Here is a 15,174-nt window from a genome sequence, read left to right on the forward strand (position 1 = left end):
GACCTGCATGCAGGTCGGCCTTTTTTGATGCTCGTTGCGGCCACTTTCCTGGCGGCCTAAGCAGTGCAACCCGTGCCTGACGCACGCGCCAGGGGCCCAGCGGGGCCAACGGCTGCTGTCCCTACTCAGCAAGCTGCTGTGCTTTCTGTTCGGGTTTCGCCGGTATTGTCTCCGTTTTCGCCTTTCTGTTTTTGCCTATCTTTGAATTCCCGGGTTGCGCAAGCATTCGGGTTGCTCTTTTCCTCCTCTCTTCCGGCTGTTTTTACAAAGAACGTTAGCATTTGTTTATCAGGCTCTTATTCACTTTTCTTCGACACAACCGGGCAGTGAGCAGGGCAGCATGAGCATAGCGCTTTTTATACGACACTTCCAGAGCACCTCATCCCACCTTTCAAGTACATCTGCATGAGTACCAAGTTGCGGCTCACCATTCTGAGCTTTCTACAGTTTTTCATCTGGGGCTCATGGCTGATAACCATCGGGGCGTACTGGTTTCAGACCAAGCAGTGGTCGGGCGCGCAGTTTGGGGCCATCTTCTCCACGATGGGCATTGCGTCCATTTTCATGCCCTCACTCATGGGCATCGTGGCCGATAAGTGGGTGAATGCCGAGAAGCTCTACGGCGCGCTGCATATCCTGGGCGGCCTCGTGCTGTGCACCATTCCCATGGTCACGGACCCCGGCATGTTTTTCTGGGTGATTCTGCTGAACATGATTTTCTACATGCCCACGCTGGCGCTGTCCATTGCCGTATCGTACTCGGTGCTCAAGCGTGAGGGGCTCGATGTGGTGAAGGACTACCCGCCCATCCGGGTGTGGGGCACTATCGGCTTTATTGTGGCCATGTGGACGGTAAGTCTGCTGGGTTTCGAGAAGTCGGCCAGCCAGTTCTACGTGGCGGCCGCGGCGGCTATTCTGCTGGGTGTCTACTCGTTTACGCTGCCGAAATGCCCGCCACCGTCCAAAGACACGCCCAGCCGCTCCCTGGTTGATGTACTGGGCCTGAAGTCGTTTGCCCTGCTGCGCGACACCAAGATGCTCACCTTCTTCCTGTTCGCGCTGCTGCTGGGCGCGGCGCTGCAGCTCACCAATGCCTACGGCGACACCTTCCTGCACGACTTCGACAAGGTGCCGGCCTACAAGGACACGTTTGCCGTGAAGTACCCGGCCATCATCATGTCCATTTCGCAGATTTCGGAAACGCTGTTCATTCTGGCTATTCCGTTCTTTCTGCGGCGCTTTGGCATCAAGCAGGTAATGCTGTTCAGCATGATTGCCTGGGTACTGCGCTTCGGCCTGCTGGCTTTCGGCACCCCCGATTTCCCCGGCATCTCCCTGATTGTGCTATCCTGCATTGTGTACGGCATGGCCTTCGACTTCTTCAACATCTCCGGCTCCCTGTTCGTGGAAACGCAGACTGCTTCGTCTATCCGGGCCAGCGCGCAGGGCTTGTTCATGATGATGACCAACGGCTTTGGGGCGGTGCTGGGCAGCTCGGTCAGCGGCGTGGTTATCGAGAAGTACTTCACCGCTGCTGATGGCGTCACGAAAGACTGGCAGGGCATCTGGCTGTCCTTTGCCGGCTACGCGCTGGTCATTGCCGTGCTGTTCGTTATTCTGTTCAAGCACAAGCACGTTCCGCAGGAAGTGGAGGAAACCGCTCAGGAGCCGCTGCTATCCGTAGAGCAGGCCTAGAGCTCAGCAAGCCCGTTAGTATAAAAAAAGTTTATAAATAGTCTGTTTTTAGTACACAAAAAATCCCGCTTTGCAGCCTGCAAAGCGGGATTTTTTGTCAGAATCGGCTACGCGTAGCTGACTATTGGTTGCGGAAGGCTAGAACTGCTCGTCGGCCGAGAAGAAGAAGTCACCTTCGATTTTCGCGTTTTCGTCGGAGTCGGAGCCGTGTACGGCGTTAGCCTCGATGCTCTTGGCGTATTTCTTCCGGATGGTGCCTTCGGCGGCCTGAGCCGGGTTGGTAGCGCCAATCAGGGTGCGGAAGTCGGCTACAGCGTTGTCTTTCTCCAGGATAGCCGCCACGATGGGGCCCGAAGACATGTACTTCACCAAGTCGCCGTAGAACGGACGCTCGGCGTGCACTTCGTAGAACTTGCCGGCACGCTCAGCCGTCAGGAGCACTTTTTTCAGCGAAACAATACGGAAGCCACCTTCCTCAATCATGCTCAGGATGCCACCGATGTGGTTTTCCTGCGTGGCGTCGGGCTTAATCATGGTGAACGTGCGGTTCGTAGCCATTTTGTCTGGTATGGTTAGGGGTTGAAATGAACAGGTAGAGCAAAGCCGGAACTTTGCGGGCGCAAAAGTAGCCTGATTATTCGGGGTGCGCACAAGTCAGCTGCCCGAAACGCCGATATTCTGTCGGCACCGGGCCCTGCTGAACACCTCATTTCCGACATTCCAGCCAATCTGCGCACTAAAGCGCAGGCCGTTTTGTTGGAACCCAGAATATTTACGACTTTTGCCGCCTTTGTACGCGGCCTAAACCACCGAAATTCAGTCACCTACCCCGTAGGAAATGTCCACAATATCTGAGTTGCAGGAGTTGCTGTCGCAGCCCCGGCAGGTTTTCATCACTACCCACCACAAACCCGACGCCGACGCCCTGGGCTCGTCGCTGGGCCTGGCGGGCTACCTGCGCAAAAAGGGCCATTCCGTCACGGTCGTCACGCCTTCCGACTATCCGAATTTCCTGGCCTGGATGCCCGGCAACGAGGAAGTGGTGGTGTACGAGCCGCGCGAAAACGACGCCCAGGTGCGCGACATCATCAAGGCTGCGGAGGTGCTGTTCTGCCTGGATTTTTCCAGCCTCAACCGCATCAACGAGCTGGGCTCCTACATCCGGCAGGCGGCGGGCACCAAGGTCCTCATCGACCACCACCAGGAGCCCGAGCAGTTTGCCGACCTCGACTATTCCAACTCCAGCGCCGCCGCCACGGCCGAGCTGGTGTTTGAAGTAATCCGGGACTTGGGCGACCAGGCGCTGATTGATGTGGGCATCGGGGAGTGCCTGTACGCCGGCATCATGACCGATACGGGCTCGTTCCGGCACCCCAGCACCTCGCGCAATGTGCACCTCATCATTGCGGAGCTGCTGAATGCCGGCATCAACCTCTCCGACGTGCACCGCCGCATCTACGACTCGCACTCTGAAATGCGCCTGCGCTTCCTGGGCTTCGTGCTGAAGGACAAGCTCACGGTGCTGCGCGAGTACAACACGGCCTACATTGCCATTACCCAGGACGAGCTGCGCCAGTACGACTCCAAAACCGGTGATACGGAAGGCCTCGTCAACTTTGCGCTCAGCATCGAGGGCATTGTGTTTGCGGCTGTGCTCATCGACCGGGGCCAGGCCATCAAGATTTCCTTCCGCTCCGTCGGCGACTTCTCGGTAAGCAGCTTCTCGCGCGACCATTTCCAGGGCGGCGGCCACCACAATGCGGCCGGCGGCATCAGCTACGACAAGCTGGAGCCTACCGTGCAACGTTTTCTGGGGTTGCTGCCTCAGTACCAAAGCCAACTGGTGACGGCCCCGCTGGCAGTTGCGCCGCCTTCGGCGTAACTTGCCTGAAATTTCCTTTTTCACCCCTTCTCTGCTTCATGCATCTGCATCGCAACATTCTGAGCCTGGCCCTGGCGGCCGGCGTACTGGGCCTGGCCTCCTGCAATAAGGGCGGCGACTTCGCGAAAACGAAAACCGGCATCGAATACAAAATCTTCAAAAACGACGGCGGCACCAAATACTCGTCGCGGGAAGTAAGCGCCGATGGGGATGCCACCTACAAGGACCGTATCGGTAAAATTCTGGCGCTGGACGTAGAATACCGCACCGCCAAAGACTCAGTACTGTTCAACTCGCGCAAGCAGCAGGGCATTCCGATGCGCATTGAGCTGCAGGAGCTGCAGGTGAAAGGCGGCCTGGAAGAAGCGCTGTCGCTGCTGCAGCCCGGCGACTCGGCTGTGTTCCGCTTCAACGTGGACACCATCTTCGCCAAGTCGTTTAAGCAGCCGGTGCCGGAGTTCATGAAGAAAGCCGGCAACACCATGACCATGTTCGTGAAGGCGCAGAAGCTGCAGACCCGCGACGAGGCCATGGCCGACCAGCAGAAGTCCATGATGGAGCAGCAGCAGAAAATGGCGGCCCACGCCGAAGAGCAGCTGAAAAAGGACGACGTGATTCTGCAGGAGTACGTGAAGAAAAACAACATGACCATGCAGAAAGACGCTTCCGGCGTGTACTACATGGTGACCAAGCCCGGCACCGGCCCCAAGCCGAAAGCCGGCCAGACGGTTTCGGTGCTCTACAAAGGCACGCTGCTCGACGGCAAGGTGTTCGACTCGTCGGAGAAGATGGGGAACAAGCCGATTGACTTCCCGATCGGCGTAGGCCAGGTGATTCCGGGCTGGGACAAAGCCATTCCGCTGCTGGCCAAAGGCAGCAAGGCCACGCTGCTGATTCCGTCGTCGCTGGCCTACGGGCAGCGCGGCGCCGGTGCCGACATCCCGGCCGATGCGCCCCTGCGCTTCGACGTGGAGCTGGTGGACGTGAAGTAGAAAACTCAGCCGCGGCCGGTCTCGGCCGCGGCTTTTTACCCTTTTTTAGTTACTTACGCTTATGAAAACCGGATTTAAACGCTCGGTGCTGTTGCGGGCGGTGGTGGCACTGCTGGCCGTGGGGGCTCCGGCCCTCTCGGGCTGCGGCAAGACTGATTTTGCCAAGCAGCAGGAAGACCGCCAGAACCAATACCGCGCCATTGATGACGCTCTGATTCAGGCCTACCTGACGCGCAACAACATCACGTCTTCGGACTATACGCGCACCCCCTCGGGCCTGTATCTGGTGAAAGTGAGCGACGGGCCGGCCACCACCGAAACCATCAAAAGCGGACAGCAGGCAGATGTGAAATACATCGGCCGCTTCCTGCGCGACCCGGCTACCAGCAACAACTTCAACCAGAACGTTATCTTCGACAACTCCACTGACCGGCGAGTACCCTGTGGCTGCCTGAGCCTGACCGTAGGCGCTGGTGGAGTTATCAGCGCTTGGACGGAGGCGCTGCTGCTGATGAAAAAAGGCGACCGGAAAATCCTGCTGGTTCCGTCTTATCTGGCGTATGGGCAGGCCGGCAGCCAAAATTCAGCAGGCAGTTTCAGTATTCCGCCTGATGAGCCGCTGGCTTTCGATATGGAAGTGCTGGACGTTCGGTAATTTCAGTCAATCATGCAGACAATTCGGTGCGTACTGCTGCTGAGTTGCTGGCTGGTTTCGGCGGTAGCGTGGGCCCAAACGGCGCCTGCTACCGCCGATTCGCTTTCCAGCCCGCCCGCCAGCAGCCTTTCTACTCCCAGCGGCCTCCGCTACGTGGTACTCCGGGCCGGCACTGGCCCCCAGACGGTAGCCGGGGGCCGCGCCGCCGTCTACTACCGGGGCTTTCTGCCCAACGGCAAGCTCTTCGACCAGATGCTGTTTCCGAGCAAGCCGCTGCGGGTGCGCGCCGGCCGCGGCGACGTCATCAAGGGGTGGGACGAGTTGCTATTGCTGCTGCCCGTCGGGACCCGGGTACAAGCCTGGATTCCGGCCCGGCTGGCCTACGGGGCCAAAGGTGTCCGAAGCCCTGCCGATGAGGAGCGGTACCTGATTCCACCCGACACCGACCTGCGGTTTGAAATGGAAATCATGCCGCTGAAATAAGCCGTGTGGCTTCCTGGGTGTGGCCTGTGGGGCCATGCCTTCGTCTGTTTTGCTTTTTAGCTTTGTTAGTATGCGCCGCCTGCTTCGTTGTTTGCCGCTGCTGTTTTTGGGGTTCACGGGGGCCGGCTTTCGGCCTTACCAGGGTGAGCCCAAGCCGTTCAGCAAAACCCCTTCCGGTATCGAATACCGCATCTACCACAAAGTAAACGGGCGCTACGCGCTACGCCCCGCCACCAGCCCGGCCGCCGCTAGCCAGACCGGAAAAGTGCTGTCGGCGCATCTGCAGTACCGCAACGGCAAGGACTCCACGGTGTTCAACTCGCGCCGCCAGCTCGGGATGCCGGTACAGATACCAATGGCAGAGCTGAAAGTGCGCGGCGGCGTGGAAGAAGCCCTGACGATGCTGCAGCCCGGCGACTCCGCTGTGTTTCGTTTTCAGGCCGATTCCGTGTTTGCGCGTTCCTTTCGGCAGCCCGTGCCGCCGCCTATCCGGCAGGGCGGCAACGTGCTGCTGCTACTGGTGAAGGCCAATCAGTTTCTGACGCCCGAAGAAGCCCGCGCCGAGCAGCAGCGTATGGTAGAGCTGGCGCGCCAAAAGGAAGCCGCCGAAAGCGCCCAGCGCCTGGCCAAAGACATTGCCGCCATTCAGGCCTACGCCACCCGCAACAAGCTGACGCTCCAGAAAACCCCGGGCGGCACCCACTACGTCATCACGAAGCGCGGCACCGGCAACACGCCGACGCCCGGCCAGACAGTTTCGGTGTTGTATACCGGCTCGTTGCTGGACGGCAAAGTGTTCGACTCATCGGAGAAAAACGGCGGCCGGCCTATCGATTTTCCGATTGGCCGTAACATGGTAATCCAGGGCTGGGACCAGGCCATTCCGCTGCTGCCCAACGGCAGCAAAGCCATTCTGCTGATTCCCTCGGCCCTGGCTTACGGCAGCCGCGGTGCCGGCGCCGACATTCCCCCGAACGCCATTCTTCGCTTCGATGTAGAGCTGGTAGCAGTGAAGTAGCGCGCAGACAGCCTGTTCATCAACAAACGCAAAGCCCTCCGGCGGCAGGTTCTGTTACCTGCTGCCGGAGGGCTTTGCGTTTGTTGATCCGCCTTGTGGCCGCGGTATGCCCGCTATTCGGCCAGCACTTCCGAGAGAATGGCCAGTGAGCGGACCTCGCCCAGCCGCTCGACGTGCAACTGGTAGTAGCGGATGAGCACCGCCAGCAGCTCACGGCGCACGCGGCCATTCGGGATGGAAACGTGGGCCGGGTCGCGGAGCAGCTCATCAAAATACTGCTCGAACTCCTGGAGGCGCAACGCTGCTGGTCCGCTGCCCTGCGCAGTGGGCACGGTGGCCGCAAAGGCCACCTGGGTTGTAATTTCCTCGCCTCGCTCTACTCCAAAGCCCAGATAGCGCGCCAAGCCCAGCAGAAACGTCAGCGCAAAGTTTTCCTGCCCGCTGGTTTGCTGGTCGAAGGCCAGCAGGTTGTCGTGTAGAAACTGAAACAGCGGCACGTTTTCCTCTTCTTCCAGCACGGCGTGGCTTAGAATTTCGGATAGCACCAGCGCCACGCTGCTCTTTTGCACATCGTAGGGAATGCTGCGGTAAGCTTCAGCGCAACGAAACTCCGAAAGGCGGGTGAGGCCGCCCGTGCGCGAGGTATAAGCCACCAGTTCCAGCAGCGTGAGGGGCTGAAACAAGGCAATCCGGCCCGGGGGCTTAGCCTTGCGCACCCCGTTCACCACGTAGCTCTGCACGCCCAGCCGCTCCGTGTACACCCGCGCAATAATGCTGGTTTCACGGTAGCGGATATAGCTCAGAACGATGCCGCGGGTTTTGATTAGCATGATGCGAAAGTGCTGATGTTGGTAGAGTTGACGGGCTGACTTGTGCCATGCCGGAGGCGGCCGCACTGGCGCCCTGCGGCTACTGCGAAACAGTTTTCAGCCCGAAAAAATCCACCGTTACTGCTCTACTACGGCAATCTTGCTGACGCAGCCATTCTTGCCTTCAGCATCGGTGGAAAGCACCAGATACACTCCCGACTGCACTTTGCGGCCGTTGTAGTCGGCCAGATTCCAGACGACGGTGCCGCCGGTGGCCGTGGTCTGGTACACGAGTTTGCCGGTAACGTCCGTGATTTTGACGATGCCATTGTTGGCCAGGCCCGACACGCCCACCTGCCCCATAAAGTTGGTACGCACCGGGTTGGGCGTGACCTTGGCGCACCGCGGCGTGCCTTCCGTAACGGTGGCGGAACCCTTGTAGGCAGCCACGCCGGCCGGCGTCGCCACGAATACCTCCCCGGTTTTGTCGTTCACCGCCACATCCTGAATCTGGTTGCTGGGCAGTGGACTGTTGCTGGTGGTGAAGTGGTGGACAACGGCTGTGCCATCCTCATTGAGCAGCCACAGGCCCCGGTCGGTGCCAAACCACTTGCGGTTGGCCCCATCCACGGCCACGGCGCGCACTACTTCCTCGTTCAGAGCTGGAAACCGGTCGAGAATGGGAGTCGTGAACGAAGCCTGGCCGCCGGTGAAAGCGGAACCTGGGTCATCGAGTACGGCAATGCCTTTGTCGGTAGTCACCCAGATAGCACCTTTACGGTCCTTGGCCAGCGCGTACACGGTGTTGGAAGGAAGCCCGTTTGCCGCCGAGAAATACAAGGGAGGCGTTTTGTTCACGTCGTCATAAGCCATTAGCCCTGAGCCACCTTTGCGCGCCTGCGACGCCCACACAGCCCCAAAATCGTCGAGCACCAGCCGGTCCGGGTTGTCGAAGCCAGCATAGAACGGAATGGTGCGCCACGTTTCCGTGCCGGGCGTCAGTACGTGCAGGCCGGAGCGGCCGGCCTGCTCCGGATGGCGGGTCGCTACCCATACGTCGCCGTTGGTGGCTACCGCCACATCCGTAACCCGCGTGTACGGCTGGCCTGGAATAGCGCTGATCAGGGGGCTGTTAGCCGGGGTATACAGCGTGAAGTCGCCGGGGCCTTTCCAGCGAAGCAGCCCGTCGCCGTAGCTGCCCACATACAGCGTGCCATCGGGGGTGCGGGCTCCGCGCGTGATGTCTTTGATGTTGGGGTACTGCGTGGGCGAAGGGTAGTTCTGCTGGGTATAGTTGGTCCAGCGGCCGGCCTGATAGTCATAGAATCCAAAACGACGCTCCTGTTGCGTATACGCCAGATCGAAGGCGCCCGTGTACACCGTAACCGTGTTGGAGCGCGCATCAGCAGACAGCCCAAAAGCCTGAGCAGTTTCGGGTGCATTGCTCATAAACCGCTCGTAGTTCTGGCGGTCGGTGGTGCGGAGCAGGCCCCGTTGCAAGTCGGCCACGTAGATGGCGCCATCCCTGGCACGCAGCGCGTGCACCGGCGACGGAATACTAGGGCTTTGCAGCACAGTCACGGTATTGGCAGGAACGGTCACTAGGGCTATCAGCGTACCGTTCGTGAACAGCAGGCCGGCCGGCGTCGACACCAGACTCCAGTAGCGCTCCGAATAGGTATTAAGAGCATCCCAGATGGAGCCGGAGCGGTAACGCAGGATGTTGCCGAAATTCCGTCCGGCATACACTTGGCCTTTGTGTACGGCCAGTGTCGTGAAGCTCCCATCCGATCCGGGAATGTCCAGCGTCCAGGCGCGGTAGTCGGCCAGGTTGGCCGTGAGGCGGGCGTGCTGCAGACCTTTGTCGGTGGCAGCAAAGATGAGGCCACCCGAAACGACAGTAGCATAGACCTTTACGTTCACGCCCAGCGGCCCGATATTGGAGTACGTGTCGCGCACTTCCAGCCGGTTCATGTCGAGCACCAGAATGCCAAAGTCGCAGGACAAATACGCCCGCGTGCCGTTGAAATGAATGTTATTGATGTTTTTGGTACCCGAAAGCTGCTTGCGCTGAATGTCGCTGATGTTGCGGATTCGGCCGGCATCGGGGCTGAGCAGGTCCAGGTTGGCATCCTGGTAGGCTACCAGCAGCTGCTGGCTCACCGAGTCGTAGGCAATGGAGCGCACGCCCACGCCATTCAGGTCGTCGCGGCGCGACAACAGCGTGGTGGTAGTAGTTTCCTTATCGAAATAATAGAACGAGTTGTCGGCAACTACATAAATACGGCGGCCGGCGTCGGCCAGGATACGGGCCTGGCTGGTGGGCAGGTGCAGCTGCCAGTCGCCGAAGCCCACGCCCTGCGCCCAAAGTCCCTGCGGGGCAGTCAGCAGAAAAACCAATACCACAGCACTAAAACAACGTAGCAGACGAATCATGGGCAGAGACTAGCAGAATAGAGAAATGACCGGCTGCATAACGCCTGACGCCGGAAATTAGTGCTTGTGGGAGGAGGCCGTTTCAAGGGTTGCTTTTTCCTGCATTCCGTCCAGAAAACAGGGGCGGCAGCGGGCCTCATACGCATCCGTTTCACCGAGCAGAATCTTGTCTTCGGAGGCGGCCATACGGAAGGAGTAGGAGGCAATTTCGCCGCAGCAGACGCATACGGCGTGCACTTTGGTCACGTATTCGGCCACGGCCATCAGGGCCGGCATAGGCCCGAACGGCTTACCCAGAAAGTCCATGTCGAGGCCGGCCACAATGACGCGGGAGCCGCGGTTGGCCAGCTGCACGCACACTTCCACGAGGCTTTCATCGAAAAACTGGGCTTCATCGATGCCCACCACGTCGCAGCCGCCGGCCAGCAGCAGGATTTCCTGGGCCACCGGCACCGGCGTGGAACGGATGCTGGTGGCATTGTGCGACACGACATCCTCGACGTGGTAGCGCGTATCCAGCGCAGGTTTGAAGATTTCGACCCGCTGGCGGGCTATTTTGGCGCGGTTGAGGCGGCGAATCAGTTCCTCGGTCTTGCCCGAAAACATGGAGCCGCACACCACCTCAATCCAGCCCCGGCGGGGTACATCACGGCCATTGCCGACACGGGGTTCAATAAACACAGACTTGTCAGTTGCAGGTTGCCAATTGTCCGGGAGCCAGGGCTCATCGGAACAACTAAAGTACGGCTTTCGATGGGTTAGCTCCAACCCGGCGTGGCTGGCCCGGGCCGGAGCACACAGCCTCAGCAAGTTGCCGGCGCCAGAAGCCCGGCCCCGAATATTCGCCGGGCTTCATAGCCGCATAAGTTGAGCCCGGCAACAGAATAAAAGCGCTGCTACAGCGTATACTGCATGTGCGGCAGCTGTGTGGCCTCGGGCACGCGGCCGGTTACGGTGCCTTCCGGCAGGCGCGCCTGGCAGGTCAGCCGCTCAGTGGGCAGCAGGCGGCCGGCGGCCAGGTAGCGCAACTCCGGGCCGGTGGGCGGCGTTAGGGCCTCGGCCCCACTAGTTACGATGAGGCGGCAGGTGGTACAGCGCCCTTTGGCGCCACAGGCGTGCATCCAGTCGAGGCCGGCGGCATGCAGGGCAGCCAGCAGGGTGGCGCCTGATGGCACGGGCACGGCCGCAGCGGCTGGCAGGTTTTGCACGGTGAGCGTAGGCATTTTCCTTAACTTTCTGACCTGAATCAGGTGTTTTCGATGAACAACAAAGATAGCGCGGCCTTCCGCGAACAATACGGCCGCCGACTGGCTACCCAACTCTGCGACCAGCACTTCGGCGCCCGCCCCACCGCCACCCTCGATGGGCCGGCGGTTTTGCGCTTCACTCCTATCCGGCAGGTAAATCTGTTTGTGGTGCAGCAGCTGCTGGCACAATGGACCCAGGAAATGGCCCGCCTGCGCAGCCCCTACTTCGATTTCGAGGCCGAAGACGTGCGCCAGGCTCTCACCCAGTTCATGAACACTCTGTCGCGGCGCATCAAGCTGGCGCGCCCGACTTTCGAGCCGCTGCTGGCCCGTGCCATCACCGATACGCTGGCTATTCCGCTGGACCCGGCCGCTACGTTCGAGCAAAAGTTGCTGGGTGGCCAGCCTACGGCTACTCCTGAGCAGCTCCGCGACGCGCTGCGCTACCTGGATACGGATAAGCTTTTCTACCAGGATTTTCTGGACTCGCTGCCCGCCGGTACCGCCCAAAGCCAGGAGGCACTACGGAAACGGTTTGCGCTGTATCAGGAAGCCAACTACAAGCATCACCAGCCGCTGGCCAGGCTGGTGGAGGAATTCAACGCCCTGCTCCCCCTGACTGCGGAGGAGCTGCAAGGAGCCGCCCCCGCTGAGCCGGTTGTGGCCGCCGTCTCCACCCCGGACGCACCGACTCCGGTAGTCTCTTCGCCGCCACCAGCTCCAGAACCGGTGCGGCCGGCTGAGGTGCCCCTGCCAGCACCGGCAGTAGCGGCGCCCAAGCCCGCCGCCCCGGCCAGTGCTCCGGTCACCCAGTCCCGGTTTGTTGCTGATGCTGAACCAGCCGCGGTTCCGCTCTACGAAAAGCTGAAAGCCGGGCAGCCGGCTACGGCACCGCTCAGCGAAATCCTGCGTCCGGAGCGCACTGCAGCCACCCTCGCCGACCAGGCGCCCAAGGTGGAAACACTGCGTGAGGCCATTTCCATTAATCAGCGCTTCAGCTTCATCAATGAGCTGTTTAGCGGCGAAAACATGGAGTACCATGCTGCCATTCAGCACCTGGACACCCTGCCCGATGCCGAAACCGCCAAGCGCTATGTTACGCAGGACCTGGCCGGCACCCACGACTGGAGCCGCAAAGACGAGCACGTCAACAAGCTCCTGAAGCTGATAGACCGCAAATTCGCCTGATTCTTACCTGACTCGCCCCGGCAGGGCGGCCCCGAATCGGTTTGGCTGGCGTAGCAACCCTGGCCGCCCGTTGCTTCGGGGCCGCCTTGCCGGGACGTTCTTTTTCACTTGTTTTCGCTGATGTCTGACGCTTCCCTGCCCCGTTCCTCCCGCTGGCGGCGGTGGCTGCTGGTGTATCTGCTGGCGCTGGGCATCCTGGCGGGACCGGCCTACACCATGTACGTCCACTACGACTTCTCCCACTCGCTGGACACGCGCAGCTACCTGAGCATGGCCCGGGGCGAGTTTGAAGGCGTCAGTATTACGCGGCGCTACCGGGTGCTGGTGCCGGCCGTAGCGGGAGCCGTAGTCTGGCCGCTGGAGCAGGCCTATGCGCGGGTCTGGCCGCAGCGCGCGACATCTGAGTGGCCGCTGCGGCTGGCTTTCTACGTGGTGAATATGGCTCTGCTGGCGGCGGCCGGTGTGGTGCTGTTTGAAACGTGCCGGCTGTATGGCGCCACGCCGGCAGCGGCGGCTTTGGCCGTGGTAGCCGTGCTGTGCAGCCGCTGGGCCGTGTATACGGCCGGCCTGCCGCTGGTCGACAGCCTGTATCTGCTGGTAGTTGCGCTGGCGTTTTACGCTCCCCGGGCGGGCTCGGCAATGGCACTGGTGGCAGTGCTGCTGCTGGGTCCGCAAGCCAAAGAGTCGTTCGTGTTTCTGGTGCCGTGGCTGCTGCTCTTTGGCCGCTCAGCCCTGAGCTGGCCCCGGCAGCTGGCATGGCTGGCCCTCAGTGGCGCGCTGACCCTGGGCGTGCGCTACTGGATTGATGCCCGCATCGGGGCACCGCCGGCCGAGAGCGTAAACAATGCCCTGGACCACGTGCATAACATCACGTATTCGCTCCGGCGGCTATTTTCGGTGAAGGGAGCCGGTGAAATCTTCAGCATCTTCGGTTTCTTCTGGCTTGCGCTGCTGGCGGGCTCACGGGGCCTCCAGGCCCGGCAGCAGTGGCTGCAGCCGCTTGGCCGGGCGGGGGCCGGGCTGGTAGCAGTGGTGCTCATCCATATGCTGCTCTCCGGCGACCTGGGCCGTATGGGCTACCTGAGCGCTCCGGTTTTCGCGGTGGCCTTTTCCCTGATTCTCACTTACAAGCCGTGGCTGCGCTCTGCCGCTACCGTATAAGCAGCTCAGCGCAGGGGTTTCAAGCCTACCGGATTTCCGTTAGGTAGACTGGCCCGAAGGAAGTCGGAAACGAATCTGTACGGGCCAGCTGAAAGCCCTGCAGCAAGTGCCGCTGGGCTTCGTCGCCGCCCTGCGTGAGGCGGGCCCGGTCCAGCAGCTGCGGGCCGTCCAGCGCATCAGTATAGACGGGCTGCCCCGCCGCAAGTCGCTCCTGCAGCCACTCCCGGAATTGCTCCGGCGACTGGCCTTGCTTGCGGGCCAGCAGCGCCGGGGCGGGCAGAACGGACCGTGGCCCCGCCGGCCGGCCGGTAAGGTAGTGCAGCTGATTCAGCACCAGATTGGGGTCGGCGAGCAGCCAGTACGCTGCCGGCCCCCGGCTGATACGGGCCAGCAGCGGGGCAGTATTGATGATGCGCAGCAGGTGGGCCGGCAGCAGGCCAAACGTCAGGTTCCAGAGCAGCAGCGCGGCGCCAGCCACTGCCACTGGCCGGGCCGGCCAGCGGTACGGCGCCAGTAACAACACGAGCAGCGGCGGTAGCATCACCATAAACTCGGCATTCCCGGCGGCCCACAACGCACAGGCCAATTGCAGCAGCAGGATCAGCAGGTGCGTTCTGAAAAACAACTTCCCGGCTTCGGCAACACTTCCGGCCGCGGCGGGTACTACTGGTTGTGGCGCGGCTTCGCGTTTGCTTTTCCACCAGCTCCACCCGGCATACAGCATCAGCCCGGTGCATAGCAGCGCTACTGCCGCCAGGGCAGGCCAACGCAGCAGCAGCGCCAGCGTGGTGCCATGCAGCTGCACCCAGGTTCGGAGCAGGCTAATGCCGGTGAGCAGCAGCGTATGGCCGGAAGGCGCCGCGCCCGCGTGCCCCTGATACAGTTCGTAGAAAACAAAGCGCCAGAAGGCCGTCGGCGTAAAAGGCAGGTCCCAGGTGGGCAGGGCGGCTACGTAGGCCGCCGGCACCAGCAGCGCCGGCAGCATGTAGAGTCCGGCGGCTCTCCGGCGCCCCTTCTGCCCCGACGACAGCACGATACCCAGCAACAAACCCAGTCCCCAGAAAGCATGAATCTGGTGCAGCAGGGCAGCTCCGGCTGCCCACGCGCCTGCAGCCACCCAACTGTCGGCACCACCTTGCCCGCTTATGCCCCGCCACCAGCTCCGGCTGGCCAGCAACGACAGCAACAGCGGCAGGATGTACGTTTCGTTTTCGGTGGCGAAACGCAGCATTCCGAAGCTGCTGCCAGCTACCAGCAGCCAGCCGGCCACCGGCGCGGCTGGCCCACCTACGGAACGCAGCAGGCTGCGCAGTACCAGCAGGCAGCCGCCAAATGCCAGGGCATTCATGGCTTTCAGGGCCGCCAGCGCATCTACAGAAGCTGGCAGCAGCTGCGTCCAGAGCCAGCCCACGGCATTGTAGAGCAGGTGGTGGGGCAGCAGCAGCTCGTGGCCGTGGCGCACGCAGGCCGCGTAGTACCAGGCATCAGTAGTGGAGTTGTGAGTGGGCAGCAGCAGCGCCAGCATCGTCAGCAGCAGCACTACGGTCCATTCGGCGCGGGCGTGGCGGGGGCTGGAAGTGGACGGCGGGGCGGTGGGATTCAATACGG

14 protein-coding genes are annotated in these 15,174 nt (G+C 61.3%); 8 read left to right on the plus strand and 6 right to left on the minus strand.

Annotated elements, in window-relative coordinates; genetic code table 11:
• Positions 1 to 405 precede the first annotated feature (405 nt).
• On the plus strand, positions 406 to 1,695 hold the full coding sequence (locus tag BUE15_RS11515) for a nucleoside permease (RefSeq protein WP_073284866.1): 1,290 nt from the start codon (positions 406 to 408) through the stop codon (positions 1,693 to 1,695).
• A 138-nt stretch (positions 1,696 to 1,833) separates the two neighbouring features.
• Here the strand turns inward: BUE15_RS11515 and BUE15_RS11520 are convergent, their stop codons facing one another.
• Positions 1,834 to 2,253: a nucleoside-diphosphate kinase gene (locus tag BUE15_RS11520; protein WP_073284868.1), complete on the minus strand. Its 420-nt coding sequence runs from the start codon at positions 2,251 to 2,253 to the stop codon at positions 1,834 to 1,836.
• Positions 2,254 to 2,533: 280 nt separating this feature from the next.
• On the opposite strand from BUE15_RS11520, the gene BUE15_RS11525 reads away from it, so the two are divergent.
• The 5 genes from BUE15_RS11525 to BUE15_RS11545 all read left to right on the plus strand — a co-directional run bounded on the left by BUE15_RS11525 (position 2,534) and on the right by BUE15_RS11545 (position 6,725).
• Complete coding sequence (locus BUE15_RS11525; RefSeq protein ID WP_073284871.1) at positions 2,534 to 3,577, plus strand: DHH family phosphoesterase; 1,044 nt, start codon at positions 2,534 to 2,536, stop codon at positions 3,575 to 3,577.
• A gap of 38 nt (positions 3,578 to 3,615) precedes the next feature.
• Entirely contained in the window at positions 3,616 to 4,569 is a 954-nt protein-coding gene (locus tag BUE15_RS11530; RefSeq protein WP_073284873.1) for an FKBP-type peptidyl-prolyl cis-trans isomerase, read from the plus strand.
• Positions 4,570 to 4,630: 61 nt separating this feature from the next.
• Positions 4,631 to 5,224: an FKBP-type peptidyl-prolyl cis-trans isomerase gene (locus BUE15_RS11535; protein WP_073284876.1), complete on the plus strand. Its 594-nt coding sequence runs from the start codon at positions 4,631 to 4,633 to the stop codon at positions 5,222 to 5,224.
• A gap of 12 nt (positions 5,225 to 5,236) precedes the next feature.
• On the plus strand, positions 5,237 to 5,707 hold the full coding sequence (locus tag BUE15_RS11540; RefSeq protein ID WP_073284879.1) for an FKBP-type peptidyl-prolyl cis-trans isomerase: 471 nt from the start codon (positions 5,237 to 5,239) through the stop codon (positions 5,705 to 5,707).
• Between the two features lie 70 nt (positions 5,708 to 5,777).
• Positions 5,778 to 6,725 (plus strand): FKBP-type peptidyl-prolyl cis-trans isomerase, encoded by a 948-nt coding sequence (locus BUE15_RS11545; RefSeq protein WP_139252235.1) that lies wholly within the window; start codon positions 5,778 to 5,780, stop codon positions 6,723 to 6,725.
• 113 nt (positions 6,726 to 6,838) lie between these two features.
• Here BUE15_RS11545 and recO read toward each other — a convergent pair whose 3' ends face one another.
• The 4 genes from recO to BUE15_RS11565 form a co-directional block, all read right to left on the minus strand.
• Positions 6,839 to 7,555, minus strand: coding sequence for a DNA repair protein RecO (recO, locus tag BUE15_RS11550; RefSeq protein WP_073284882.1), 717 nt, complete (start codon positions 7,553 to 7,555; stop codon positions 6,839 to 6,841).
• A gap of 117 nt (positions 7,556 to 7,672) precedes the next feature.
• On the minus strand, positions 7,673 to 9,970 hold the full coding sequence (gene porZ, locus BUE15_RS11555) for a type IX secretion system anionic LPS delivery protein PorZ (protein WP_084548994.1): 2,298 nt from the start codon (positions 9,968 to 9,970) through the stop codon (positions 7,673 to 7,675).
• A gap of 57 nt (positions 9,971 to 10,027) precedes the next feature.
• Positions 10,028 to 10,651 (minus strand): thymidine kinase, encoded by a 624-nt coding sequence (locus tag BUE15_RS11560; protein ID WP_073284887.1) that lies wholly within the window; start codon positions 10,649 to 10,651, stop codon positions 10,028 to 10,030.
• 215 nt (positions 10,652 to 10,866) lie between these two features.
• A complete protein-coding gene (locus BUE15_RS11565) occupies positions 10,867 to 11,193 on the minus strand; it encodes a 2Fe-2S iron-sulfur cluster-binding protein (protein ID WP_073284890.1) in 327 nt (108 codons plus the stop codon).
• A gap of 36 nt (positions 11,194 to 11,229) precedes the next feature.
• On the opposite strand from BUE15_RS11565, the gene BUE15_RS11570 reads away from it, so the two are divergent.
• Both BUE15_RS11570 and BUE15_RS11575 read left to right on the plus strand, forming a co-directional pair.
• The gene (locus tag BUE15_RS11570) at positions 11,230 to 12,405 is read left to right on the plus strand and encodes a hypothetical protein (protein WP_073284893.1); all 1,176 of its coding nucleotides are present in this window, start codon (positions 11,230 to 11,232) and stop codon (positions 12,403 to 12,405) included.
• 120 nt (positions 12,406 to 12,525) lie between these two features.
• The gene (locus tag BUE15_RS11575; protein ID WP_139252236.1) at positions 12,526 to 13,566 is read left to right on the plus strand and encodes a hypothetical protein; all 1,041 of its coding nucleotides are present in this window, start codon (positions 12,526 to 12,528) and stop codon (positions 13,564 to 13,566) included.
• Positions 13,567 to 13,591: 25 nt separating this feature from the next.
• Here BUE15_RS11575 and BUE15_RS11580 read toward each other — a convergent pair whose 3' ends face one another.
• Positions 13,592 to 15,169, minus strand: a complete 1,578-nt coding sequence (locus BUE15_RS11580) for a hypothetical protein (RefSeq protein ID WP_139252237.1) — start codon at positions 15,167 to 15,169, stop codon at positions 13,592 to 13,594.
• Between the last annotated feature and the right edge of the window lie 5 nt (positions 15,170 to 15,174).

Origin of the sequence: Hymenobacter psychrotolerans DSM 18569, from assembly GCF_900142395.1 — a bacterium.
In the GTDB taxonomy this organism is placed as follows: domain Bacteria; phylum Bacteroidota; class Bacteroidia; order Cytophagales; family Hymenobacteraceae; genus Hymenobacter; species Hymenobacter psychrotolerans.

Excerpts from the sequence above, each read along its gene's own strand:
- BUE15_RS11515 (WP_073284866.1), top strand. The coding sequence starts at position 406 with ATGAGTACCAAGTTGCGGCTCACCATTCTGAGCTTTCTACAGTTTTTC.
- BUE15_RS11520 (WP_073284868.1), bottom strand. The coding sequence starts at position 2,253 with ATGGCTACGAACCGCACGTTCACCATGATTAAGCCCGACGCCACGCAG.
- BUE15_RS11525 (WP_073284871.1), top strand. The coding sequence starts at position 2,534 with ATGTCCACAATATCTGAGTTGCAGGAGTTGCTGTCGCAGCCCCGGCAG.
- BUE15_RS11530 (WP_073284873.1), top strand. The coding sequence starts at position 3,616 with ATGCATCTGCATCGCAACATTCTGAGCCTGGCCCTGGCGGCCGGCGTA.
- BUE15_RS11535 (WP_073284876.1), top strand. The coding sequence starts at position 4,631 with ATGAAAACCGGATTTAAACGCTCGGTGCTGTTGCGGGCGGTGGTGGCA.
- BUE15_RS11540 (WP_073284879.1), top strand. The coding sequence starts at position 5,237 with ATGCAGACAATTCGGTGCGTACTGCTGCTGAGTTGCTGGCTGGTTTCG.
- BUE15_RS11545 (WP_139252235.1), top strand. The coding sequence starts at position 5,778 with ATGCGCCGCCTGCTTCGTTGTTTGCCGCTGCTGTTTTTGGGGTTCACG.
- recO (WP_073284882.1), bottom strand. The coding sequence starts at position 7,555 with ATGCTAATCAAAACCCGCGGCATCGTTCTGAGCTATATCCGCTACCGT.
- porZ (WP_084548994.1), bottom strand. The coding sequence starts at position 9,970 with ATGATTCGTCTGCTACGTTGTTTTAGTGCTGTGGTATTGGTTTTTCTG.
- BUE15_RS11565 (WP_073284890.1), bottom strand. The coding sequence starts at position 11,193 with ATGCCTACGCTCACCGTGCAAAACCTGCCAGCCGCTGCGGCCGTGCCC.
- BUE15_RS11570 (WP_073284893.1), top strand. The coding sequence starts at position 11,230 with ATGAACAACAAAGATAGCGCGGCCTTCCGCGAACAATACGGCCGCCGA.
- BUE15_RS11575 (WP_139252236.1), top strand. The coding sequence starts at position 12,526 with ATGTCTGACGCTTCCCTGCCCCGTTCCTCCCGCTGGCGGCGGTGGCTG.